Raw genomic sequence first — 25,553 nt, forward strand, 5'->3', positions numbered from 1 at the left:
TGAAACCTGTTGCTTTCAGTATAGTTTTCTTTAAGCTTCTAAAACGGGATTTTTACAAATCTTAACAAGTTCTTAAAAGCAAATTAGCATCCATCTGAAATACTGAAGCTGTTACACAATAGAGAGGAGATGGAAACTTTGAAAATTGCAGTTATCGGCGACTTGCACTATCCGGCACTTGAAGAGGCATACGCATCTATTGAAGAAGATCGAAAGGTATTTTACGAAACCTTTATGGAGCGCTTTTTCTCGGTGCCGGCGGACTTGTACATATCCATCGGCGATTTGACAAATTACGGGTTGAAAGAAGAACTGGACGATATTTACGAAATGATCAACCGCTACAACAAACCGTTCGTCCATGTGTTAGGAAACCACGACGTATGTGCTTTGGCGCGCGATGAAGTTCTTTCGATTACGGGGCAGCAGCGTTTTCATTCTATCTCGACGGATGCGGCTACTCTGGCTTTTATCGACACAGAAAGAGAACAGGACTTGGAGAATTGGGGCGGAACGCTCGACTCGGCTCAGCTTGATTGGCTCGAAGGCGTTGTGGAAGAAAGCGGAGAAGCACCGCTCATTGTCTTTGCACATCATCCCATCCACGGCACCACCACCAATTCCGAAAAAGATAAATTATGCATCCCGGCAGACATACCGATCTGGGAGCTGCTGAGCAAAAAACAAGGCATGGGGCTGTATGTGAATGGGCATAACCACTTCAACTCTGTTGCAATCAAGGAGCAGTGGAACTTCCTCCAGCTGGCGGCTGTGCTCGACGAACAATCGATCCGCACCATCGAAATATCAGATACACACATTTCCGTCGACTCTGTTGAACTGAACGATTTCGAGCTGCAAAAAAGGGCCCGGACCATCGGCAACGCCATCAATCATTTCCAGCTGAACCCGGCACCGCTCGGACTTGAAAGCGACGTGAAATGCCTGATTCCGATTCCAGCACGGACTGTGTCTGCTGGGGAGAAGGTGTAAGGTAATACGGCTTTAGTGATAATAATTATTAATACTCCACAAAAAAGTTGCGAAGCCATTGGTCAAAGTTTACTTGGACAATGGCTTTGCGACGAAGCGCACAGCGATATAGGAGTACACGATTTTCTTCGATATTTTGCTCCATATACTCTGTTTCTTAAAATGTATAGAATTTAAAAAATTCAAAAGACATCTATACTTTGGGATACCCAATTGATAGATGTCTTTTGATTTTCTTTACTCTCTATTAGCTTCGATTTTATACAGAGGAACCAAAATTATTTTAAAATATCTTTGTAGGTTCTATTTTCCCTGTTCTGCTTAAAGCCTTCAAGCGTTTCATGACATTGTTTTCGCCCTTGCCAAAGTAGTCATATAAAATAGTGTATTCACTGTAAAGGTAATCGTATATTTCTTTGTTCTCCGGATTCGGATAGTAAACTTTATCGTCCAACTTACCCATTACACTTCCAGCTTCAAAAATATCTTCGTAACCACCAGCTTCAGCTCCTGCTGCCACGGCTCCAAAAATCGCACTCGCCAATGCCGGCCCTTGGGATGTCCCCCCAATTTTGATCGGCATATTTAATACATCCGCATAAGTTTGCATTAGCAGTGGATTTTTTCGAGAGATACCCCCAGTGGCATAAAACTCATCAACTGGCACACCATTTTCTCTAAATGCTTCTACGATTTTCCTTGTTCCAAAAGCAGTGGATTCGATCAAAGCTCGATACATTTCTTCTGGTTTTGTTTGTAAGTTCAATCCAATAAACATACCTGTTAATTCAAGGTCTACCAATGTAGAACGATTGCCATTCCACCAATCAAGTGCCAGTAATCCGCTTTCACCGGCCTTTAACAGAGAAGCTTTTTCCGTTAAATAGCTATGAATATTTTTATGTTCGGCTTCGGCTACTTTTTTATAACTTGCAGGAACACAGTTATCAACAAACCATGCAAATTGATCACCAACGCAATTTTGGCCTGCTTCGTAACCGAAAAATCCAGGAATGATTCCATCTTCTACAACTCCGCAAATACCAGGAACCAGTTGCTCCTTTTCACTTAATACCATATGGCAGCTTGATGTACCAATTATATTCAACATTTTTCCTGGACCATCAACTTTAACAGCCGGCAAACAGTTATGTGCATCGGCATGAGCTACAGCAACAGCCGTGCCAACCTTCAATCCTGTAATTCCGGAAGCTTTCTTTGTTATAAAACCAGCACGCTCGCCAATTGGGGTCACCGGTATATCAAGCTTCTCTTCTACAACATTTTCCAAACGCGGATCCAGAGCTTTAAAGAAAGATTTATCCGGATACCCGTCTTGTTTATGCCACATTCCTTTATAACCGGCTGTTGCCGCGTTACGCGTATGGACACCGGATAGTTGCCAAACTATCCAGTCTGCCGCTTCAATAAAGTAGCGAGCTTCTTTATACACTTCTGGCGATTCATCTAAAATTTGCCATACTTTAGGAAATAACCATTCTGAAGAAATTTTACCTCCATACCTTGGTAACCAAGATTGATTCGTTGCCTCAGCTACTTCATTTAGTTTATTTGCTTTGTCTTGCGCAGCATGGTGTTTCCACAATTTAACATAAGAATTCGGGTTATCCTGGAACTCCTGCAGGAAGCATAGGGGGGTGCCATCTTCTTTGACCGGAAGAATGGTGCAGGCAGTGAAGTCTACACCAATACCGATAATATCGTCACGTGAAACATTGGATTTTTCAATAACTCGGGGAATCGTAGTAGCTAATACGTCTAAATAATCTTGTGGATGTTGTAATGCCCAATCCGGCGGAAGCTTTTTGCCATTCGGCAATACATCTTCCATCACACCATGCCGATAATCAAGCACATCAGTCGCTAATTCTTCTCCAGTTGTTACATTAACAAGAATGGCCCGGCCTGAAAGTGTACCAAAATCAACACCTATTGTATACTTTGCCATGAATGTTCTCTCCCATTGTTCTGATAGTTTTTCTGCTTATCCCGTCTAAGACCTGTAAGATATCTCCTTTTATATCGGTATTAATTTTCATGTAAACGTTCCCCAACTTTCCCTCCCGGATGAATAATAGAGAATTGCTCTTTAGTAAAACCTCTTAATCTTGTGATTGCGATACAGATTGCATCAAAGATAGCAATGGTTGCAAGAGTGCTTGATGTAGCTAGCATATTGAAGTCATCAGGCTCGTTCTCAATTTTCACTTTTAATATATAGTCACTTTTTTGGGCTATAAAAGAATCTTCCATTTCTGTAACAGCAACCAAAGTGGCGCCTTTTGCTTTGCAGCCCGGGATCAGATTGTTGATTTCCGTCGTGGCTCCTCCTTTTGAAAATGCAAAAACGAGGTCATCCGCTTGTACAACTCCCAATGCTCCATGTACAGCATCTGCAGGGTTCAAGAATAAGGCCGGACAATCGACACAATTTAAAGTGTGAGCGATTTTACGTGCGGCTGCTCCAGAAGTTCCGCTCCCTGTCGTAATTATTTTCCCTTTGCAATCCCGGATCAATTCGTATATTTTGTTGACTTGGTCAGGATTGAAATTATTTTTAATTTCCAATATTGCTTCCGATTCCTTTTGGAGCGTATCATGAATGGATTCCAACAACGTAAACTTTGTCATAAGCGCACCTCTTTTGATTAGTTATATATATTTATACGTCTAAAAGGGAAACTCCCTTTCCAAAGGAGCTTTCCCAATCGCTTTTAAAGTTAATCACCGCTTCTTCAATAGAAGGCATTTTTAATGCATCAGCGAGCAAATCGGGATCAACCGTTGTACAGTGGGCACCCCATTCATAAGCGCTCATCACTTGTCCCATATTTTTAAAGCTAGCAGCGAGGATTTTGGTTTCTTTGTTATTTGCTTTGATAAGATGTGCGTAGTGTTTGATGACCCTTTCCGGTTCAATGTTGATATTTTCCATCCGATTGAAATATGGGGCGATATAGTCAGCACCTGCCATAATGGCAAAATCACCTTGAGCCATTGTATATATGGCTGTTGCCGTAATTTTGAAGTTTTCTTTTTTGAGGACTTTAACAGCTTGAAGGCCTTCAATAGTAGTTGGAATTTTAACATAGGTTTCATAACCTAATTCTTCAACTATTTTGTAAGCTTCTTTAATGATTTCTTCCTTGGTACCAGTTGTTACTTGAACATGAAGAAAGGTTTTTTCGCCAATAATTTTTTGTATTTGCCGAAAGTGCTCCCATATCTCTACTTTTCCCTCTTTTTTTAGAATACTAGGATTTGTTGTAACACCTGCAATCGGGAACACTTGGGAGTAATATTCAATCTTTTCTATATTGCCTGTATCAAACATCAATTCCATTAAATTGCCCCTCCCATTTTTCCTGCTTTAATGCTTTCACAACTCATTTATTTCGCGACATTCTCTGTTATTGCGTGTTCAAAATTTTTATATGCTTTTTCACAAGCGGTTTTCAAATCTTCATGGATACCGAACAAGCCAGAAGACCCCAAAACATAAATATCAGCGCCAGCTTCATGTAGCTGATTGAACGTTTTCTCGTTTACTGATCCATCAACTTGAATGGAGTAGTTATAACCTTTTTCTTCTCGTATACGTTTTGCTTCCTTGATTTTTTGTAGCATTTCGGGAATAAAAGGTTGGCCTGGAAATCCTGGATCAACCGTCATAATGGTTAATAACTCAGCACGGTTCAAGTAATATTCCACATGGTTTAACGGAGTCGCTGGATTTACTGCAATACCGACTTTACATCCCGCTGCTTTTATCATATTTAAGATACGGAAAGCATCTTTGTTGATTGTTTCAGCATGAACGGTTATATATTCTGCTCCAGCTTTTGCACACATTTCAATCCAATCATCCGGATTTGTCGTCGCCAAGTGGACATCCATCGGTTTAGTAGCCACTTTTTTAAAAGCTTTCATCAAATCTGGTGATAAAGAAAAATTCTTACTGTAATGGCCATCAATAATATCAATATGATAATACTCAATATTTTCATTTAAGATCTCTATTTGATCTTTTATATGTAAAAAATCCATACACATAAGAGACGCCGAAAACATGGGTTTCATCTCTTCCCCTCCATATCTTAAGTTTTTATTACTACTCAAGATTAGCGTGAAATTGCCATAAATCTTCAAGAGGTATATTTTTTTCTTCTAATATCATCATGGCTGTAATATCCCCGAATAATAGCAGAGACTGTTCAAACAAAGAGGTCATTGGTTGTCGGGAAACAATTTCATCGATACGTTTTAATTTACTAGAAACAGGAATTCGAATAAATACATCTGTGTATTCACTCAAACTGCTTTCCGGATTGCTTCCGATATGAACGACTGTAGCTCCTAGTTTTTTCGCTTTTCCAGCAATGGATAATGGTATGAGCGTTTCACCGCTACCAGACCCTACGACTAAAACATCTTTTCCAGTTATCGCGGGCTCTGTAATGTCCCCTACGACAATGGCGTTGATTCCAAGATGCGAATATCTTTTACATATTGACTTTAATGATAGAAGCACCCGTCCAACACCTATAAAGAACACTTTTTCGGCTTCCATTAAAACTCTCAAATAGTGAGCAACACTATTCGAGTCTACTGACTGCAGTGCTCTTGTACATTCATCAAGAACAGTGCTGCACTTATCAATGTAATTTTGTTGGGCAGTCATGTGGCTCCTCCTCAAACAAGTCTGCTTTTATATTTTGTCCATTCTAATTGCTTGTCATTTCTTCCAGTAACTTCAACCTTCTGATATTTCTTGCTTCATTTGCAAAAGATGACTCCAAAAATGTATCCAAAATTTTAATAGCTAAGCTTTCGCCAATCACACGAGCGCCAAGAACGAGAACATTCGCGTCGTTATGTTTCTTTGTCATTTCTGCAGTAAATGTATCAGAGCAAAGAGCCGCCCGAATTCCTTTTACACGATTGGCAGCAATCGACATCCCAATCCCAGTTCCACAGATTAATATTCCTTGTTCGGATTCTCCGTTTATAATAGAATCTGTTACTTTCTGGGAAATGCCAGGAAAATCACACATCTCCGTTGTATATGTGCCATAATCCAACACCTTAATATTTTGCTCTTCCAAGTGGCGAATTATGGTGTTCTTTAACATTACACCACTATGATCACACCCAATGGCAATCATACGGATCACTCTTTTCTAAGATTATTTGTTTTCATTAAGCAATTTGAAAATTACGCTCGCACTTTCATGTCGATTCGTTTGTCCAGTAATACCATTTCCTACAATGACAATGCCGGGCTGATAATCAAGAACTCGCTCAACAGAGTTTTGATTGATTCCGCCTGCAATTGCACAAAATTGGGAACCGATAGCTTTTTGTATCTTTTCTAATGATTCAAATGGACTTTCCGTGCTTTGGGCATCAACTCCCACATGAATACAGACATAGTGGACACCAAGTTTCAACAATTGCTTGGCGCGTTCCTCTAAATTTTGTACAGCCATCATGTCGGCTACAATTTCCCCGCCAAACTCTTTGGCTGCTTTAACTGCGCCTTCTATTGTATTATCGTGAGTAACGCCCATTACAGTAACGATATCAGCACCGGATTCAAAGGCAATTTTCGCTTCATACTCTCCAGCATCCATAATCTTCACATCAGCTAAGATAGTTTTTTCTGGATAAGCAATTTTTATCGTCCGAACTGGCTCCATTCCATAACGAATGATCAGCGGTGTACCAATTTCCACAATATCAACAAAATCATAAACTTCTTGGACAATATTTAATGCTTCTTCTGTATTACAAGTATCAAGGGCTAATTGCAACTTCATCTTTTCTCCCCCTGGTCAGCTATTGATTCTTTTAAAATTGCTATAGCAATTGATATGTTCTAAATAAAAGCCAGTTGATTTAACACGGCTTATAACTCCATAGATTGGGAATAAACTCCAACCTTTTCCATTTGAGCAAAGCGGATATCGAGATCAGTTTCCAACAAGCTTTTTTTCTGGATTTCCGTACAACCATTATCAACGATCAACATATCAACTTCATTGAGCCCGCAAATTTTACGAGTTGTAACTTGTCCAATCTTAGAAGAGTCAGCAAGAACGATTGTAGAAGTTACTTGGTTCCGTATAACCTGTTTAATAGGTATCATTTTTGTATACGGTACGGTGAATCCATCCTTTGGATCAATCCCATTACATGTCATGAAATAGTAATCTGCATGGATTTTCTTATAAAACTCTACCGATTCGGAAGTATCCAAGGTGTCTAAATGGCTATCATATTCTCCACCAGGTACTATAATTACTAATTTTTTGTTTTTGGTTAATATGCTCGCCGTTTCTATAGAATTTGTTACGATATTTAATTCTAATGAAGATTTTGAAATGTATTCAGCAAGAATTAACGTTGTAGTACCTGTGTCCAGAACAATTGTGTCGTTATTTTTTAAAATATGGTCAACTACATATTGGGCAATTGCTTTTTTTTCATTTTTTTGTACTTCTAATGCTTCATCATGAGAACTATCAGCTTCACTATTTGAAAGAACTCCGCCATGTGAGCGTTTGATCAAACTGCTTTTTTCCATCTCACGCAAATCATTGCGAAGAGTTGCTTCACTGCAGCCCAGTATCTGGGCTAATTCCCGAACACCAATTAACTGCCTTTCAACTAGTAGAGCTTGGATCTTTTGATGTCTTACCTGTCTTTTATTCATTTTTCATATGAACCTCCTTGGTAGATCGGGCTCATCTCATAAAAACCGAAAGCAATTAGCCTTCTATTTTCATGCAAAATACTAGAGGATTTCTTTGGACCCGTTATGCATTAACAATTTCTCTCATTTTTTGGCTATTTTCTAAAATTGAAGAGTCTTTATGGAAAACGCTTGAAGATCCTCCTACATAAATATCTGCTCCGCATTCATACATTAGCTTTGCTTTTTCAAAACTTACATTGCCATCCACTTCAATTTCAATATGGCCATGCCCACTTTCATCAAGCATTTTTCTTAGTTTAGAGATTTTATTTAATGTTGCGGGGACTAATTGCTGCCCGGCAAATCCTGGATTGACCGTCATCACCAATACAACATCAATATCCGGAAGCAAATCTTCCAATACTTGGATTGGTGTTCCTGGATTGATGGCTACTCCTGCTTTTGCCCCTAGGCCTTTTACAAGAGCTAAAGCCCGGTGAATATGAGGTGTAGATTCGTAATGAAGACTCACGATATCTTTTGGACTACAGTTTTTTATATATGACAAACTGTTTTCCGGATTTTCAATCATCAAGTGGATATCTAACGGTAAGTGTGTGATTTTTCGAATGGCATCAATAAAATCGAAACCAAGCGTCACGTTAGGCACAAAATGGTTGTCCATGATATCAATGTGCAAATAATCGACTTCCGCTTCTTCTAAAATTTTTATATCTCTTTCTACGTTCATCAAATCAACGCACATCAAGGATGGTGCTATCTTCCCTTTCATTTTACGTCCTCCTCCAAACTTTTAAATATGGCTTAATACGGTGAAACCTTATAATCCGATGCTTTTATGAAGCTATGCACTTCATTTTCATAAGGTATTGATGGCTGTGCCCCTAGTCGGGATACACAAATCGCCGCCGCTGCGCTGGCAAATGAAATAGCCTCTTCTACCGAATCGCCTTTGCAAAATCTAGTGATAAACGCTGCATTGAACGTATCTCCTGCCCCGGTCGAATCAACCGCATCCACCTGGAAAGCAGGAAAAATCGTTGCTTTATTGCCGTCGTAAAGGCAAGATCCACGGCTTCCAAGTTTTAACAGGACGTATTGTGGTTTTGCCCGTTCATATAATTGTTTTGCCGCCTCTAAACATTCGGATTCACTATCAACTGAAATTCCTGTTAAAGCTTTTGCTTCGGCTTCATTTGGTGAAATGATGAACAAGCCTTGTAATCGATCTAACGGGATATTCATCGCAGGGCCAGCATCCAGGAAAACAGGAATGTTTCTTTCTTGAGCTAATTCATAAGTTCTGTATACCGTTTCTAAAGGCATTTCAAGTTGCATGAGAATCATATCGAACTGATCAGAATCGATTGCCATTAAAACGTCTTGAGCACTCAGATGATCATTTGCGCCTAATATGACGTAAGATACATATTTGCCAGTTTCATCAACCATTATGGGAGCAAGCCCAGTTTGAGCATTTTGATCAAAAACAACGTAATCTGTATTGATGCCTGCTTTCTTTAAATTTTCAGCAAGTAAACGGCCATTCGGATCATCACCGACTCGACCGGCCATTGTAACATCAGATCCTTGAAGAGAAGCGGCATAAGCTTGGTTCGCGCCTTTTCCGCCAGTTGCATACGAATAAGTGGAACATACCACCGATTCGCCGAAATTTGGTATCTTCGGGACGCCGTATACGTTTAAATCCATGTTCATGCTTCCGACGACCAAAATTCTGGGGCTTGTCATACCGGTTACCTCCTGAAAGAAATTAAATATTAGTTTGCAGTTGCTTTCGCTAATTTAGCTGTAGTTTTTTTGTTCGCAGAAAAGTTGACGATTAAGACACCGATTACTGCTACCCCCCAGATCAAATCACGATAGTAGTTACTGATTTCCGGGAACATGTTTAGGAAAGAAGAGATAACTTGAACCGTAATAGTGGCTAAGAAAATGCCTCTTATTGTTCCATATCCACCGTTCGGGTTAATGCCGCCTAATACAACGATCAGGATGGTTTGCATGATATAACTTGACCCAAAGTCGGCTTTAGCAGAGCTTAAACGAGCCAGGCTTAATATACCTGCCAATGATGCTAGCAACCCGGATAATATATAAGTCTTGATCAGGACATTATTGATCTTGATGCCTGAAAATGCAGCTGCTCTGGCATTTGTTCCAATCAAGAATACCCGCATACCAAACTTGGTCTTGCTCATAATAAAGATAATGAACCCCACTACAAACAAATAAATGAAGAACGACAACGGAATTCCAAATAAATAGCTGTTGGAAATAAGCTGGCTGAATACTCTTGGGATTCCACTTACAGTACTGCCTCCACTAATAATGATGGCGATTCCCATGTATAGCTGCATAGTCCCTAATGTTGCCAGCATCGCAGGAATATGAAGTTTCGAAATTAAGAAGCCGTTAAATGCGCCACAAAGGAATCCTGTCAAAACTCCGGCTAGAACAGCAATTAAAATGAAAAGCAGCAGTTCAGGTCCAACAGCAGTTAGAACCAGTGCTTTCATAACCATTCCAGTAACAATGGCACTTAAGTTCGCAATGTAGACAACGGACAAGTCGATACCGCCGGAAATCATTGCAATACCAACCCCTAGTGATAACAATCCATATTCAACTAGTTGCTTTGACATAGATTGAAAATTCCCGCTTGAAAGGAACATATCGGGTTTTGTTAAACTCGCAACTAAGAAAATGGCCACAAACATCGTCAACAAACGCGCCGTATTTCCATCCAATTGGTTTAGTGAGAGACTATTGTTTTTGAGCAGTTTCATTAATTACCACCTCCGAATTTTGAAGGCCTTTCGAATCCTTCGATTTTTTCGATTTGAATAAGTTATGGCTTTGAATAACTGAAATAGCTGTTCCGATTATAATGATTGCGCCGATAAAGAATTTTTGCCAGTACACCGGAATACCCACAAGGATCAAACTGTTGGTTACAATAGTGATCAATAAAGTTCCCAGAATTGTACCTTTCAATGTACCGACGCCACCCATTAACCGGGTACCGCCCAGGATGACTGCTGCAATAACAATCATTTCTTCGCCAGCGAATTCCGTTGGCAAATAGTACAAGGATTCGACTGTATAACAAACCCCGGCAATAGCAGCAATAGCACCACTCACAGTGAATACACCAAAGCGGATTAGTTTTACGTTAAATCCAGCACGTTCTGCAGAAGTTTCATCTCCTCCAACTGCAAAAACCCCTCGCCCAGCCATGGTATGGTTTAGAACAAAATAAACGATAATATAAAGACCAACAAAAATTAAGAATGTCATTGGTAACGAAGAACCTATACCTGCTTTAGCATTCGTAACAGCTAATAAAGATTGTCTTCCGAAATCAGCCATCGTTGCAGGCAATTCCATCCGGCTTGCTTCGAACGCCCCCAGCAAGATTCCACTGAAAATAGTAGAAGTGCCTAGCGTAACAATCAAGCTTGGGAAATTATATTTTGCGATGATGAAACCGTTTATTGATCCTAAAACTAGGCCCACTGCAATCGCTACCAAGAAAACAATGGCGATAGAACCCTGAAACCCAGTAATAACAACAAATTGCGTTGCAATATAACTGCTTAACGCTGCAATCAAAGGAAATGATACATCTGGTCCAGTACTGATAAATCCAAGATATGCGCATAGTGCAAAAATGGATGGAACAATCATGGACCGCAATAAATCGACAAGATTGTTATTGGTAAAAAATAAACCCGATTGCATTTCAATAAAAACTGCTAATAAAACGATGAGTACCAAAACAAAAAATTCAGTACTCACCAAACTCTTTTTCAGTTTTTTTGTTGTTAAGGAATTCATGTTTACACCTCTTTTGATTAAATATATTGGGAAAGCATATCTGCATTCAAATCACCTGAAGCTATTTCATTTATAATTTTCCCTTGCTGCATGACCATTACTCGATCACATACATCTACAAGTTCTTTCACATCATCGGAAACAACAATGATTCCTCTTCCTTCATTGGCTAGATTTCGAAGCAATGTGTGGATGTCATGTTTTGCACCAATATCAACTCCGACTGTCGGAGCATTCAAAATCAAGACATTTGGATTTGTCGCCAGCCAGCGTGCCAGCACTACTTTTTGCTGGTTGCCGCCTGAAAGGGTTTGAACTGGATACTCATGGTCTTTTGTTTTAACGCCAATATTCTTGACCCAGCCTTTCGATTCATCAGTCAAAGCCGTTATATTCATGACCCCTAACTTGCTGGATAGTTCATCTAATTTTGTAACATTAATATTCCGCTTTATTGATTGTGATAGGAAAAGGCCTTCTGTTAAGCGGTCTTCAGGAACCAGTGCAATCCCTAACTCTTGTGCTTTTGCAGGACTAGTAATATTGACTTCTTTCCCATCAACCACAATAGACCCTTCATACGGCTTCAACAGACCGAAAAGAGCTAAAGATAATTCGGTGCGTCCTGAACCGAGTTGTCCAGAAATGCCTAAAACTTCTCCTTTTCTTAGATTGAAGTTTACATTATCGAATCCTGGCGCAGATAAATTCTTCACTTCAAGAATCGAGTCCCCTGCTTTTGCATTTTGTTTGATATTTTGACTATCAAATTTACGGCCAGTCATGTAATATGCAAACTTCTCGTCGTCCATTTCAGATACCTGACAAGAAAGAACGTTTTCGCCATTTCTGAAGATTGTTATGCTGTCGCAAATTTCATATACTTCATCGAGCTTATGGGAAACAAAAAGAATTGTTACACCTTGTTCCTTTAAATCTTCTATGATTTCAAACAACCGCTTGACTTCAGTCTTCGTTAAAGTCGTCGTAGGTTCATCCATGATAATAAGCTTAGCGTCGGCAAGCAATGCCCTGGAAATAGCAATCAATTGTTTATCAGCAACGGGAAGGTCTTCTACAAGCGCATCCAAATCCACTTTGAAATTGATTTTATTAACAGCTTCTTCTGCAATTCTGCGGAACTCTTTTTTATTGATGAATTTCTTTTTACTGGCCAAGGCCTTATTGATCGCCAAATTTTCCATTACAGTAAGGTTGGGGAAAACAGAGAAGTCTTGATAGATGATTTGGACTCCTGCTTCAATAGCTTCTGAAGGAGTGATGGATGTATATTTTTTGCCGTTAAGTTCTACTTCTCCGGAGTCTGGTTTATGCACCCCAGAAATGACTTTTATAATAGTGGATTTGCCGCAACCATTCTCGCCAGCTAAACAATGCACCTCACCTTTTTTTATAGTCAAGTCAACACCCTTTAAAGCATGAACACCACCGAACGATTTATGGACTCCTTTTACGGAAAGAATGTTTTCAGACATTTTAAGCCTCCTAATGTAATGGAAATTACAATTTAATTTTGAAAAAGGAATATCGCTTCATCTTTCAGATGGACGATATCCCTTTTGGTCACCTTAACAATTTCGATTAGAAGTCGTAGTCATCAATGTTTTCTTCAGAGATTTCAAGTGCTGCATCCCCGATAACGGTTTTGTTTGTTCCTTCAATGATGCGAACTTTTTCGTAACCTTCCACTCCCAAATCTGTTCCTTCAGTGATTTCTTCGCCTGAAAGAATTTTTACAGCAGCGGATACCATTGCATAACCAGCATTTGCAGGGTCCCAAAGCAATAATTTATTAATTGTTCCGGCCTTTACAAATGTTTCAAATTCGTTTGGTGTTCCAACTCCAACAATATTAACTTTGTCTTGCAAGCCTAATTCTTCAACTGCTTTTGCAATTCCCGGGCTGTCAGGAGAAGCAACACCTGTGAAACCGCTCAAATCTGGGTTAGCTTTCAAAATCTCTTTTGCTCGCTCATAAGCAATGTCAACACTTTCCTCAGACTCTGCGCTCGGAACTTGTCCATCATTGATCAGTTCCATATCTGCATAAGTTTTTTCTTGATGAGCTTTTTGAGCATTAGCATACTCCATATGAGTAGTACTTGTTGTGTAACCAACCATCATGGCATATTTACCTTTTTCTCCCATTTCTCCCGCCAGCGCATCCATCAAAGAAGCACCAAAAGCTTCAGAAGTGAAAGCTTCAATATCAAACAGTGTATTTTCTTGGTTGGATGCTTCATGTGTAACTACAGCAATCCCTTGGCTCAAGGCATTTTCTAATGATGATTCAATGGCGCCTGGATCGATAGGAACAACAGCAAGTGCATCTACTCCTTGAGCAATCAAGTCATCGATAACTTGTACTTGAGAAGCAGCGTCTGCGTTAGCAGGGCCTTTTTGAATAACATTTACAGAAAGTTTTTCGCCAGCTTCATTAACTCCCACTTCCATACGTTTGAACCATGCAGCAGTATTGTCTTTAGTAACTACAGCAATTGTCCACTCTGTTTTATCTTTATCAGATTTGAAATTTGCTGGGTTTAGTAAGTCTTCACCAGATGTTGCACCCGATCCCGATCCTGAACTTGAAGCAGAATCTGTACTTGTGCCCATCGAACAAGCTGTCAACGAAAAGAACATCAGAACAATAATGAGTGTTGATAAAATCTTTTTCACAAAAAAACCCCCCGTTAAATTTTTTATATTCATTCAACTACGTTTTCGTAGCTGCCTATAAAGGCCATTTTAAAAATATCACTATCCAATCGCTTTCTTACTCCAGATTCGCATGATTTTTAAACATTTCATCCGATTCCAGATTAAGCGCTTTCATTGTTTTGATAACTAATGTATCAAAGGATAATAGTAAGGTTTGTTCAAACAAAGACCCCATAGGTTGTTTAGAACTGATAGATGACTGTTTATCTGATTTTGGAGTCGGAGCAGGAATTTGCAGAACTATATCTGCCATCGTTCCTAAAGTGGACTCTGGAAAACTAGTAATCGCAACAATTTTTAGTCCATTTTTTTTAGCCTTTTGCGCATAAGCTTTCAAGCTCTCTGTTTCTCCTGATCCAGTAGCTAAAACAAGCAAATCTCCTTGACGAGAACTTGAAGTAGTAATTTCCCCAATGACATTTGCATCAAGACCCGCATGCATTAATCTCATTGCAAACGCTTTTGCCATTAAACCAGATCGTCCGGCTCCTGCAACAAATATTCTTGGTGCATATGTAATCGCTTCCACTACAGAGTCCAGTCTTTCTTCGTTCACATTTTCAGCCACGGATTTTATTTCATTAATGATGGCCGTCAATATTGCATCCAATAAATCTCTGCCTCCCCACCCTAAAATTGAAAGCGTTTTCTGTTATAAGAAAATTCGCTTATCGATATTTTTATATTACTATCACTAAAGTTTTTAATCAATAGGAAATATTGCGATAATTGAAAGTTTTTTTATCGAATACGTAAAAAATAATTGGCGTTTTATTTATTTTTATTATTTCAGTTGACTTTCGAAGAGAAATTCCCCTTATTTTAGATTTCAGTATGAATAAAACTTTCCTTATAAAATCATTTTTGCCTTAAACTTCTCTCTAATTCGATTATTCATAGAAATTTGGCGGGTCCGATGAGATAAAAAAAGCATTTGATAAAAACCGTTGGAGCAACATCTTTTTAATTTAAAACTGAAGTAATTCATTTTTCTCCAAACAAAAAAGCACCTCAGCTGAGATGCTACAAAACTACGTATTATGGTTGCTCTCCATATTCTCCAGCAACAAACGGATATTGGCGATATCATCTGCATGCTCTTCTTCGATGGCTTGCTTTTCTCTTTCGAGTACTTCGATCCCCATTCGCGCAAACTTCAGATGCTCGCTGTATTCCTCGAATATTGACCCTTGGCCGTTCCCGTTTTCTATGGCTGAATAAAATTTTTCCAATGCACGAAGTTTTTGAAGTTCTTTGTCGACATTTATTTGCTCTTCAGTGCTGATTGGGAAATCGTATGGGGTGTTGATCGTATAAATTTCATCGAGCGCTTTGTTCAATTTCTCGTGATGCTCTTTCAAAAATTCGTTCATGATTTCACCTCCTCCTTATCTATTCCATGGCCGCAGTGAATTTTCCTGTCGCATTGCATCAAACAAAAACCCGGACAAGGAATCTTCCTTGTCCGGGCGTATGGATTGGTCTTATAGTTCTTCGCCATTCGTCTGAATGACTTTTTTGTACCATTCGAATGAATCTTTCTTGGAACGTTCCATTGATCCGTTGCCTTCATTGTCGCGGTCAACGTAGATCATGCCATAGCGTTTTTTCATCTCGCCGGTTGTGAACGAAACGATATCGATGATGCCCCAAGGCGTGTATCCCATCAAGTCTACGCCATCGTAAGTGACGGCTTTTTCCAGCTCTTCGATATGGGATTTCAAGTACTCGATTCTTTGTTCATCGTGGATTGAGCCGTCTTCTTCCACTGTATCAATTGCGCCAAAGCCGTTTTCAACGATGAACAATGGAATCTGGTAGCGGTCGTAGAAACGGTTTAATGTATAACGCAAGCCTGTCGGGTCGATCGCCCAGCCCCAGTCGCTCGATTTGATATACGGATTGTCTATGCCATTCGCCAATCCGCCGTTTACAATACTGCCTGTGTTTTCGTTTTGGACATCGCTTTTCACTGTTGTCGACATGTAATAACTGAAGCCCAGGTAATCCACTTTGCCGTTTCTGAGGATTTCATCATCGCCCGGCAAAAACGGGATATTGTAGCCTTCACGTTCGAATTCTTTCAGCGCGTAGCTTGGGTAATAGCCGCGCACATGGACATCCGGGAAAAAGTAGCGCTGTCTCATTTCTTCTTCCGCCAGCATCACATCCGCCGGGTTTGAAGAATAAGGGTAAATCGGCACGTGGGATACCATTGCCCCGATCTGGAAATCAGGATTGATGGCTTTTCCTTTTGCTACAGCCAATGCACTTGCAATCAGTTCGTGGTGCCCTGCCTGGTACATCACTTCTTTGGCATTTTCGCCTTCTTTTACGACAACACCTGAGTTTGTCCATAAGAATAACGGGTTATGAACGTCCATTTTGTTGTTGATCTCGTTGAACGTCATCCAGTATTTCACTTTGTCTTGGTAGCGGCCGAAGCAAACTTCAGCAAATTTCACGAAATGATCCACCACTTTCCGGCTTCGGAATCCGCCGTACTCTCTTGCCAAATGCAACGGCATTTCAAAGTGGGAAAGGGTGATGACCGGTTCGATTCCATGCTTCAGCAATTCATCAAACACATTGTCATAAAACTGCAGGCCTTCTTCGCACGGCTCCGCTTCATCGCCTTTCGGGAAAATGCGGCTCCAGCCGATCGACGTACGCAGGCACTTCAAGCCCATTTCGGCAAACAATGCGATATCTTCCTTGTATTTGCTGTAGAAATCAATGGCTTCATGGTTCGGATAAAACTTATCCGCTTCTATCGTTTCTGTAATTTCCCTCGGCACACCGTGTGCGCCTGCCGTCATAACGTCCACAACGCTCGGCCCTTTTCCGCCTTGGTTCCAGCCGCCTTCAAATTGGTGAGCGGCTAAAGCGCCGCCCCATAGAAAATCATTTGGTAGTTTACTCATTAGATCTCTCTCCTTATTTTACGACTGTCAGCAATTTTTCGCCGACAATGCCGTCCAGAATGTTCTCAACGATGATTTCTTTATAAGAGTGTGTGTTCGTGACAATCAGCGGCGTCGTGATTTGGATGCCTTCTTTTTGAATGGCTTCTCTGTCAAATGTGATGAGCAAGTCGCCTTTTTTGATTTTGGCGCCATCTTCCACATGCAGCGTGAACGGTTTTCCATCCAGCTTAACTGTGTCCAAACCGATGTGCACAAGCAGCTCAACACCTGCGTTTGAACGCAAGCCGATTGCGTGTTTTGTCAAAGCGATCATTACAACTGTTCCATCAAACGGAGCATATAATTTATTGTCCAGCGGCTCAATGGCAACGCCTTGTCCCATCGCGCCTGAACTGAACACTTCATCCGAAACTTGTGAAAGCGGAACGATCTGGCCTCTTAATGGCGTAGCGATCGGTTCTTCGTTCTGGTAATCGGTGCCTGTCTCAGGCTGACCTTGTTCTTCTGCTGTGTCTCCGCCCGCTTTTTTCGCCATATTCTCTCCGAATCCGAAGATTTGGATCAAGACGATCGGAAGGACAATCGCAATGGCAGAACCGATCAAGATTCCCCAGATGGACATCGGAGAGTCAGGGCCGATGCCGTTCACAATGGTCAATGGCCCCGGCAGCCCGGCATACGCAAAGTAATACGGATTGAAGAAACTTGCCGTGACGGCGCCAACAGCGCCCGCGATGCTTCCGAAGATAAACGGTTTCTTGAACTTCAGCGTAATTCCGTAAATAGCAGGTTCCGTGATGCCGAACAATCCCGTTACCCCGGCTGAAACACCGAGTTTCCGCGTTTCTTGGCTTTTCGACTTGATAATGACACCCAAGACAGCGCCGATTTGCGCAATGACGGCAATCGTTTGGTAGGCCTGGAACGAATCGCGGCCGTACAAATCAAAGTTCGCCAACACCATTGGAGTGATCCCCCAATGGACACCGAAAATAACAAGCACTTGCCAAAGCCCGCCGATAATCGCCCCAGCCACAGCCGGTGCATTTTCCGCAAGGAAGTTATAGCCATTCGCAATTCCGTTTGCCCCCATTGTTGAAAGAGGACCAAGCACTAGAATCGTCAACGGAACCATGATGATAAGGCATAAAAATGGAACAAACAATGGACGGACGATTTCGTGTATCCGTTTATTCAAGAAGCGTTCCAGATAAGACAGGATCCATACCAGTATCAGCGGCGGCAACACAGAAGATGTATACACCGTTTGGCTTAAAGCAAGGCCGAAAAACGTAATGCTTTCTCCCGCTGCAATTCTTCCGGCCATCTCAGCCCAGGTCGGACTGACCAATGCCGCACTAGCGGCAACCGCTATATATGGATTTGTTTTAAAGTGGTTCGCTGCTGTTATAGCAATGAAAATCGGTAAAAAGGTAAATGGCGCCCAGGAGATAAAGCTGAAAACTTCATAAGTCCCTGTTCCCGAAAAACTAGGAAACAATAAATTTATCAATATCAGCAAACCCTGCAAAATACCGGCTGCCGCCAAAATATAGACAAACGGAGCAAAAACAGCGGACATTGTCGCAATGACGCGGTTCAGGATGGTTCCTTTGTTTTCAGTCACATCAGCTGTTGTGTCGAGTTTCACCAAGCTTGAAAACTCTTCAAAAACTTCCCCTACATGCTGGCCGATGACCACTTGGAATTGTCCACCGGTTTCAACTACTGTAATAACGCCCGGCATTTCCGAAACGGCTGCTTTCGCTTCCGGTTTGGAACGCTTTAGGACGATCCGGAGTCTTGTCGCACAGCGGGTTGCACTTACAATATTCTCTTCCCCGCCTACTGCTTCCAATATATCTTTTGCAAGTTTTGAATAATCTCTGACTTTTGCGGCCACTTCTAGCCCCCCTTTTCTGAGTACGCTTTCATTATATATTGTACCGGTACAATATATCAAGTACGAAACAAATAAATTAATAGTATATAATTTATTTGAATCGTTTTTAAGGGGGTTATGATATAATTCTCGTATCTTATCAGCCAAATAAACTAATGAGGAATGCATATGTTAAAATATCAGCACATCGCAGAAGAAATCGAAAATTACATTGAAGAGCATAAACTCCAGCAAGGAGACAAGCTTCCAGTCCTGCAAGATTTGATGAGCCAATTCGAAGTAAGCAAAAGCACGGTCACAAAAGCATTGGAATTGCTGGAAACAAAAGGGGTCGTGTTTCAAGTCCGGGGAAGCGGGATTTTCGTCCGGCGGCATAAGAGAAAAGGATATATCAGCCTTCTTTCAAACCAAGGATTCAAAAAAAACCTGGAAGAATTTCAGATCACTTCAAAAGTGATCCAGCTGGATGTGCGGAAACCGACAACAGAAGCCGCACTGAACCTGAACATCGGCCCTGATGACGATGTCTATTATGTAAAAAGGGTTCGTTATATCCAGGGGCAGCCGCTTTGTCTGGAAGAATCGTATTTCAACAAATCGATCGTCACGTATTTGAACAACGAAATCATCACTGAATCGATTTTCAATTACATCACAGATGGATTGGGGCTGAATGTCGGGTTTTCGGATATGTTTCTTCATATCGACAAGCTGACCGAAGAGGAAGCGGGTTACTTAGGCTTGGAAAAAGGCGATCCGAAACTGTACGTTGAATCGATCTTCCATTTAACCAATGGCCAGCCATTCGATTTTTCAAAAGTGACATACAATTATGTGCAGTCGCAGTTCTTTATTCAGGCGGTTATATAGAAAATTCAGGTTCGTGGACATGGCTGATGTCCACTTCGGCGGACGCTTTCCGCGGGCACGGCTTGAAACCGTTGCTCCTGTTTCTGCATCGCTGCGCTAGCTTCGAGACATGAAAAAGCGTTGCATCGCTTTGCTGCTTCGTCGCAAACAAGTTGGCCAAAATCCTTTTGACCAACTTGCTCGCCGCCTTCATTCCCATCAGCTAGTTTTATAGAAGCTTTATAAAGTACGCAAAGAAAAAGCACCAATTCCTTGAACGGGAATTGGTGCTTTTTTATTCACTTCGCGCCGCGTGATTCTTTTGGCGGTTGGCATACGTCGCATTTGCGCTGGTTGTTCTTGTTGAATTTCGTGAATGTTTTTTCGAAGTTGTTGCCGCATGAGCATTTGAATAGCAGCTTTTGTGAAAATCCGTGATATTCCGTTGACAGCAATTTGCTGTCGGAGTTTTTTTCTACAAATTTTTGAATTTCAGCGTACGTCCATCGTTTATTCATTTTGTTACACCTCTATATTTTATTGGTAGGCGAAGGCTTGGGGCATCCGATCAATTATGAGCAAAAGTCGTAATCATCCTAAGTTCCTCATTATAGCACGGGTAGGTGCACAATGAGAAACCTAATCTAATCATCGTCTTACAGGAGATTTTCATCTTCCGGTTATCCCCATGCCAATCACACAAAAAAGCTGCCGACAACCGTCGACAACTCTCATATTTTGCATGACCAATTCCTATTTTTCTGCTTTGATGCTTGCAATGACTTTATTATCTTTATATTTCACAGTCACTTTGTAGCCATCGGCAATTACATTGTCGAACTTGCCTTCGAGTTTTTCGGCAGTCATCAAAGTGATGTCTTTAACCTTTCCTTTTCCGATTTCATACTCTGAAAGGTCCAAGTTCAAGTTTCCGCCTTCAAGGTATAGCAGTCCATCCACATCAACTTGGCTGTTGTCGTTGTTCATTTTGATGTCCAGGTTTCCGGCTTCCATCGTTAAGTTGCCGTTCACCTCTACAGGTCCATCCGCATTGACCACGACTGTACCGCCTTCCACGTAAAGGTCACCTTTACCAAAAGCTGTTGCAGATGCAGCTTCCAGCGTCCCGCCTTGCAGCAGGGTGCCGCCTGAGTAGCTGTTATCGCCTGTCAATGTAAGCGTTCCTGTCCCTTTTTTGGTAAGCATACCGCTGCCAGAGATATCATTTCTCCACCAGTCGTGGGCATTGAATCTTCCTTTTGAAGCATCCATATCGACAGTTACATTGCTTAAAAATGCGCCATAGCCATCAGCTGCAGTGACCAAATCCAGTCTTCCCCAGCCGTTCGACTCGTCGATTACAGGATATCCTGAGTCGATTTCTGTCGTATACAACACTTCTCGGCGCTGCTCATCCGTCAAATACGGCTGGCGTGTTTCCAGCAACACTTCCGCTCCTTTAGGAACGACAGGGGCTAACCCTTTTGTACCTGTTTGCGGCAAGCCGTACGTCAGCTTTTCACGGTAGAACGCTTTATTGGCTTCGTGGTCTTCCCACTTTTCTTCGTCGTACGCACTTTCAAACGTATACTCTTCCGTTACCGTATGGGCGTATTCGTACAAGCTCATGCCTTTTGCTTCGGCTAGTTCACCGAATACTTCTCCGGCGTTTTCATACGCCTTGTCCAAAACTTCTTGGTTTTCTGCAAGGTTGTATGCATAGGCAGTCATTGCTGTCGACTGGATTCGTGCTCCAATCACATCAAGCGGCGAGTGCATGCCGGCCACGATTCGGTTTTCCCCCATTTGGGCTGCTCTTGTTAAAAATTCTGCATATCGCTCCGGTGTTGCGTATGCAAACCCGAATGTTGACAAGTACGATGCGCTTGTATGGCCGCTTGGGAATGCGCCGTCTTTCCCTCTGCCGTCTTCCGCTTTTCTTTTCACATATTCCAAAGCCGGAATGACTTCCACAGCTGTTTCATATTGTTGGAAATGTTTTTCCCCTGTTTCTTTTTTGCCGCCTGAAGGCAGTGCTTCTGATGTAGTTTTACCGCTGCCGATTGTTTCCCAGACAGGCAAGCCGTTCGCATCCACGATTTCTTTCACTTCTCCATTTGAATTGATCCGGTATGGTCTTGGAGAAGAATAGAAATACTTCGACGGGTTTGACGAAGCGGGGCTCCGGAATCGGATCAAATGGACCAAATCCAGCGCATCCTTAAGTTCAGATTCCTGCCACTGCCCCATTCCTTGGCTTTGGTCTTCAGCCGTCTCTTCTTCCAATACTTTATTCATATCCTCTGGAGATCTTACGATGCTCGTTGTCGGGTTAACAATGTCTGCATATGTATTTGCCAAAGGCCCATAAGCTTCCATCATGCTGTAGATCTTATCCCGTTGATCATCATAGTAGGCGGCTAGCGCTTCTTCGGCTGTTCTGTTTTGCGTCACGTCTTCCACGTATTTAATATTCGCTTCCCACGTCGCTGCATCTCTGATTTCTTCGTTGGCATAGGTTTTCTTATCAGCCACTACTTTTGATGCGTCATTTTTAAAGCCATCAAAATAAACGGCAGGTCCGTCGCCATAGTTTGCAGCTTTGCCATTCACGCCTGGCTGGGTTAACGCAGTTCCGTCTCTCCAGTCCGGCTGGTTCAGCGACCAAATGGAATCAAAACCATCCAGAATATTGATGAAAGGATTCGTCGCAGCGATGTTCTTCAAGATCGGATCATTGGCATTTCCGCCGTAATCCACTGCTGGCATTTCCACTTTCGGAGCGTCTGTATTTACTTCTCCAGAAATCCCTTGCGGCTTTGAAGGTTTTGTAATCCCTTCTTTTTTCGAAGCTTTATGGGACTTGCTTTGTGTCTCAGCATAAGAGCCTTTTTCGTAGCTATGTATTGAACCTGCCTCGTTTGCTGCAGGTGTAGCGGCTTGAACAGGAAGCACAGAAGAACCCACGGATAGCGCCAGAAGTACTGCTACTGATTTCTTTTGAAAATATTTCATATGTTTTGTATTTCTCCTTTTCTGCTGCGATTTTTTATATGTATTATTTTTACTTCAATTTTCAGTTCAACCTCATAACTGAAGTTCAAAAGGTTCAAACTCTCTCATCCACACAAATTTCAGTATAAGGAGAATTTGTTATTCGAATATAGGAATACTGTTAATGTTGTGTAAATCCATGTAAAGCGGCAGAAAGTTTTGCGTTTCTTCGCTTCTTCTTCCTAATAAACTTCGATATAAAAATTTCAGCAAAGAAAAAACTGCCTCCCGTTTTTGGGAAGCAGTCTTTTCTTTGTGCTTGGACAATCCAGCTCTTCAAGTTCGCCGTTTCAGCCAATCGCTATTCTCTGTTCGAACTCCAGAAGCAATGCCCGCACTTCAGCCGTCGATTCGGTCTTCAGCAATCGGTTTCTCAGTTCATCGGCGTCCGGGATTGCGCTGACGTAAATCTTAAAGAAACGGCGCAGCGGCCTGAATGGCAGCGGATTGGTTTCCGTGGAGTATTGATCGTGCAGATCCAGCTGCAGCTTCAGGAGGCCAAGATATTCCTCAGTGCTGTGCTCCCGTGGCTCTTTTTCAAAGGCGAACGGATTGTGGAATATCCCGCGCCCGATCATGACGCCGTCGATGCCGTATTTCTCGGCAAGCTCCATGCCTGTCTGGTAATCAGGGATATCCCCGTTGATCGTCAAGAGTGTATCCGGCGCCAGCTCATCGCGCAACGCCTTGATTTCCGGAATCAGTTCCCAATGCGCAGGCACAGCGCTCAATTCTTTTTTCGTGCGCAGGTGGATCGACAGATTGGCGATGTCCTGCTTCAAGACATGCGACAGCCATCCTTTCCATTCATCCACATGGGTATAGCCAAGGCGCGTCTTCACGCTGACCGGCAATCCGCCCGCTTTTGCGGCTTGGATCACTTCCGCCGCATTATCAGGAAAGCGGATCATGCCGCTGCCTTTGCCTTTCGTTGCCACGTTCGGCACCGGACAGCCCATATTGATATCGATTCCTTTAAAGCCTCGCTTCGCCATCCCGATGCTCATTTCCCGGAACTGCTCGGGTTTGTTCCCCCATATATGCGCCACGATCGGCTGTTCATCTTCTGTAAACGTCAATCGCCCTTCTTCACTGAAGATGCCATCCGGATTGCAGTAACTTTCAGTGTTCGTGAACTCCGTAAAAAACACATCCGGCCGCGCAGCTTTCGCCACCACTTTCCGGAAAACCACATTCGTGACCTCTTCCATCGGCGCCAGGATAAAAAATGGCCGCGGCAAATCACGCCAAAAATTCTCTTTCATGTTCAACTTTCAATCCTTTCAAAAACCTTTAATCTATCTATGCTGATGTTAAAATATATGAACTTTATCTATCTAATCATTTCTCTTTTCTTGACTTCACTAGTTTACATGAGCCAGCCTTTTGTGAAAAGCGGCGCGGGCTGGAAACTTAAGAAGCAGAATACCCATTCCTTATCTCTCAATATATTCAAAAAGAAACGACTGTCCATCACGGTAAAAACGCGGATCATACAATCCCAGCCGCTTCCCATCATCCACTACAACAACAAAAGGTGACCATTCATATAGTGTTTTTGCTTCAGGACGCTGAGAGAACAGATAATCGAGATCCGCATCTTCCTTAGAAGCTAAAACATACTGTTCTTTCTCTTCCTGGAACAGATTATCCTGAAAAATAGTCACGGTATCGTCCTGTTTCGTAATGACTGAATAGGTCCAAGGGACAAAATTAGCCGAAAGAGCGACCTCATCGTATTTTTCATCATACTGGTTGTAGATGAGAAGCCCTTGAACGCTTTGAATAATAAGATGGAGGCTCATAAATGCCCAAGCCATTTTGAAGTAGTGGGGCGACTTTTGCTTGTTTCTCTTCGATAAAACAAAAGCAGTCCCCATAATGAACCAGAATACCAAATCAACAATCGGGATGGTCCCGAAAGTAATTCGAGTACTTAAGAAAGGTTCAAGATAACCTGTTCCCCATGCATTAAACAAATCACTCGTGTCATGGATAACCACAGCCAGCCAGCCAAGCCAAAACAGCCTTTTATCCCTTGTTTTGAAAATGACCATACAAATCAAAAAGAGCAAGGCCGCCCATAGCGGTGTCAGGAAAATAGAATGTGTGATGCCTCGATGCCACATCTGGTATTGCCCAGCTGTATCCCACAAACGGGAAACCACATCGATATCGGGAATCAAGCTCGCCCCTACCGCGGTTAACAAATAAGCACATTTATGATTTTTATCTAACTCTCTTTTATCCACTGTTCCGTATAATGTAAGTCCGAATAAGGTATGCGTGATAGTATCCACACTGCTGCCTCCGATTTTTTCTTATCTTTGTATTAATGAATTGTACTATAAACTGTCGAAGAGGAGCTTGAAAATAGCCTTATCTATATTTCAATATTGTGCCAAGTTGTGGAAAATGGAAGGGCTTACCTGCTTAACCTGTTCATTGGTTTGATTTATCACTTTTACAAAAAAAGCGCCAACTC

The 25,553-nt window shown here is 41.8% G+C and carries 25 protein-coding genes; 2 read left to right on the plus strand and 23 right to left on the minus strand.

Annotated features, from left to right (window positions below; all coding sequences use genetic code 11):
- Positions 1-138 precede the first annotated feature (138 nt).
- Positions 139-993: a metallophosphoesterase family protein gene (locus FQV30_RS13785; RefSeq protein WP_186725664.1), complete on the plus strand. Its 855-nt coding sequence runs from the start codon at positions 139-141 to the stop codon at positions 991-993.
- Between the two features lie 283 nt (positions 994-1,276).
- Here FQV30_RS13785 and FQV30_RS13790 read toward each other — a convergent pair whose 3' ends face one another.
- The 18 genes from FQV30_RS13790 to FQV30_RS13875 all read right to left on the minus strand — a co-directional run bounded on the left by FQV30_RS13790 (position 1,277) and on the right by FQV30_RS13875 (position 19,165).
- A complete protein-coding gene (locus FQV30_RS13790; protein WP_146500725.1) occupies positions 1,277-2,962 on the minus strand; it encodes a ribulokinase in 1,686 nt (561 codons plus the stop codon).
- An 80-nt stretch (positions 2,963-3,042) separates the two neighbouring features.
- The gene (locus FQV30_RS13795) at positions 3,043-3,645 is read right to left on the minus strand and encodes a KpsF/GutQ family sugar-phosphate isomerase (RefSeq protein WP_146500726.1); all 603 of its coding nucleotides are present in this window, start codon (positions 3,643-3,645) and stop codon (positions 3,043-3,045) included.
- A gap of 31 nt (positions 3,646-3,676) precedes the next feature.
- The gene (locus FQV30_RS13800) at positions 3,677-4,357 is read right to left on the minus strand and encodes a fructose-6-phosphate aldolase (protein ID WP_146500727.1); all 681 of its coding nucleotides are present in this window, start codon (positions 4,355-4,357) and stop codon (positions 3,677-3,679) included.
- A 47-nt stretch (positions 4,358-4,404) separates the two neighbouring features.
- Positions 4,405-5,094, minus strand: coding sequence for a D-allulose 6-phosphate 3-epimerase (gene alsE / locus FQV30_RS13805; RefSeq protein ID WP_146500728.1), 690 nt, complete (start codon positions 5,092-5,094; stop codon positions 4,405-4,407).
- Positions 5,095-5,125: 31 nt separating this feature from the next.
- Positions 5,126-5,695, minus strand: a complete 570-nt coding sequence (gene hxlB, locus FQV30_RS13810) for a 6-phospho-3-hexuloisomerase (RefSeq protein ID WP_146500729.1) — start codon at positions 5,693-5,695, stop codon at positions 5,126-5,128.
- 43 nt (positions 5,696-5,738) lie between these two features.
- Positions 5,739-6,179 carry a ribose 5-phosphate isomerase B gene (rpiB, locus tag FQV30_RS13815; protein ID WP_146500730.1) on the minus strand — a complete coding sequence of 147 codons (441 nt, stop codon included), beginning with the start codon at positions 6,177-6,179 and terminating at the stop codon, positions 5,739-5,741.
- A 21-nt stretch (positions 6,180-6,200) separates the two neighbouring features.
- The gene (hxlA, locus tag FQV30_RS13820) at positions 6,201-6,833 is read right to left on the minus strand and encodes a 3-hexulose-6-phosphate synthase (RefSeq protein WP_146500731.1); all 633 of its coding nucleotides are present in this window, start codon (positions 6,831-6,833) and stop codon (positions 6,201-6,203) included.
- An 89-nt stretch (positions 6,834-6,922) separates the two neighbouring features.
- Positions 6,923-7,729, minus strand: coding sequence for a DeoR/GlpR family DNA-binding transcription regulator (locus tag FQV30_RS13825; RefSeq protein ID WP_146500732.1), 807 nt, complete (start codon positions 7,727-7,729; stop codon positions 6,923-6,925).
- 103 nt (positions 7,730-7,832) lie between these two features.
- Positions 7,833-8,504 carry a ribulose-phosphate 3-epimerase gene (rpe, locus tag FQV30_RS13830; protein ID WP_146500733.1) on the minus strand — a complete coding sequence of 224 codons (672 nt, stop codon included), beginning with the start codon at positions 8,502-8,504 and terminating at the stop codon, positions 7,833-7,835.
- Between the two features lie 32 nt (positions 8,505-8,536).
- On the minus strand, positions 8,537-9,484 hold the full coding sequence (locus tag FQV30_RS13835; protein ID WP_146500734.1) for a ribokinase: 948 nt from the start codon (positions 9,482-9,484) through the stop codon (positions 8,537-8,539).
- 29 nt (positions 9,485-9,513) lie between these two features.
- Positions 9,514-10,542 carry an ABC transporter permease gene (locus tag FQV30_RS13840; protein WP_146500735.1) on the minus strand — a complete coding sequence of 343 codons (1,029 nt, stop codon included), beginning with the start codon at positions 10,540-10,542 and terminating at the stop codon, positions 9,514-9,516.
- The gene (locus tag FQV30_RS13845; RefSeq protein WP_146500736.1) at positions 10,520-11,593 is read right to left on the minus strand and encodes an ABC transporter permease; all 1,074 of its coding nucleotides are present in this window, start codon (positions 11,591-11,593) and stop codon (positions 10,520-10,522) included. The genes FQV30_RS13840 and FQV30_RS13845 overlap by 23 nt, the downstream gene beginning before the upstream one ends.
- Positions 11,594-11,610: 17 nt before the next feature.
- Positions 11,611-13,089, minus strand: coding sequence for a sugar ABC transporter ATP-binding protein (locus tag FQV30_RS13850; protein ID WP_146500737.1), 1,479 nt, complete (start codon positions 13,087-13,089; stop codon positions 11,611-11,613).
- A gap of 106 nt (positions 13,090-13,195) precedes the next feature.
- The gene (locus FQV30_RS13855) at positions 13,196-14,293 is read right to left on the minus strand and encodes an autoinducer 2 ABC transporter substrate-binding protein (RefSeq protein ID WP_222434328.1); all 1,098 of its coding nucleotides are present in this window, start codon (positions 14,291-14,293) and stop codon (positions 13,196-13,198) included.
- Between the two features lie 97 nt (positions 14,294-14,390).
- The gene (gene hxlB / locus FQV30_RS13860; RefSeq protein WP_146500738.1) at positions 14,391-14,945 is read right to left on the minus strand and encodes a 6-phospho-3-hexuloisomerase; all 555 of its coding nucleotides are present in this window, start codon (positions 14,943-14,945) and stop codon (positions 14,391-14,393) included.
- 421 nt (positions 14,946-15,366) lie between these two features.
- Positions 15,367-15,708: a hypothetical protein gene (locus FQV30_RS13865; RefSeq protein ID WP_146500739.1), complete on the minus strand. Its 342-nt coding sequence runs from the start codon at positions 15,706-15,708 to the stop codon at positions 15,367-15,369.
- A 111-nt stretch (positions 15,709-15,819) separates the two neighbouring features.
- Positions 15,820-17,259 carry a 6-phospho-beta-glucosidase BglA gene (gene bglA / locus FQV30_RS13870; RefSeq protein WP_146500740.1) on the minus strand — a complete coding sequence of 480 codons (1,440 nt, stop codon included), beginning with the start codon at positions 17,257-17,259 and terminating at the stop codon, positions 15,820-15,822.
- A 13-nt stretch (positions 17,260-17,272) separates the two neighbouring features.
- Positions 17,273-19,165, minus strand: coding sequence for a beta-glucoside-specific PTS transporter subunit IIABC (locus tag FQV30_RS13875; protein WP_146500741.1), 1,893 nt, complete (start codon positions 19,163-19,165; stop codon positions 17,273-17,275).
- Positions 19,166-19,333: 168 nt separating this feature from the next.
- On the opposite strand from FQV30_RS13875, the gene FQV30_RS13880 reads away from it, so the two are divergent.
- The gene (locus FQV30_RS13880; protein WP_146500742.1) at positions 19,334-20,035 is read left to right on the plus strand and encodes a GntR family transcriptional regulator; all 702 of its coding nucleotides are present in this window, start codon (positions 19,334-19,336) and stop codon (positions 20,033-20,035) included.
- On the opposite strand, the gene FQV30_RS13885 is transcribed toward FQV30_RS13880, so the two are convergent.
- The 5 genes from FQV30_RS13885 to FQV30_RS13905 all read right to left on the minus strand — a co-directional run bounded on the left by FQV30_RS13885 (position 20,028) and on the right by FQV30_RS13905 (position 25,368).
- Positions 20,028-20,210 (minus strand): hypothetical protein, encoded by a 183-nt coding sequence (locus FQV30_RS13885; protein WP_146500743.1) that lies wholly within the window; start codon positions 20,208-20,210, stop codon positions 20,028-20,030. The genes FQV30_RS13880 and FQV30_RS13885 overlap by 8 nt on opposite strands.
- 103 nt (positions 20,211-20,313) lie before the next feature.
- Positions 20,314-20,532 carry a hypothetical protein gene (locus FQV30_RS13890; protein ID WP_106532346.1) on the minus strand — a complete coding sequence of 73 codons (219 nt, stop codon included), beginning with the start codon at positions 20,530-20,532 and terminating at the stop codon, positions 20,314-20,316.
- 235 nt (positions 20,533-20,767) lie between these two features.
- Entirely contained in the window at positions 20,768-23,029 is a 2,262-nt protein-coding gene (locus FQV30_RS13895) for a phosphatase PAP2 family protein (protein WP_146500744.1), read from the minus strand.
- A 329-nt stretch (positions 23,030-23,358) separates the two neighbouring features.
- Positions 23,359-24,333 carry a tRNA dihydrouridine synthase gene (locus FQV30_RS13900; protein WP_146500745.1) on the minus strand — a complete coding sequence of 325 codons (975 nt, stop codon included), beginning with the start codon at positions 24,331-24,333 and terminating at the stop codon, positions 23,359-23,361.
- 171 nt (positions 24,334-24,504) lie between these two features.
- Entirely contained in the window at positions 24,505-25,368 is an 864-nt protein-coding gene (locus FQV30_RS13905) for a metal-dependent hydrolase (protein ID WP_146500746.1), read from the minus strand.
- Between the last annotated feature and the right edge of the window lie 185 nt (positions 25,369-25,553).

It is taken from the genome of Planomicrobium sp. CPCC 101110 (assembly GCF_007859395.1).
Classification (GTDB): domain Bacteria; phylum Bacillota; class Bacilli; order Bacillales_A; family Planococcaceae; genus Planococcus.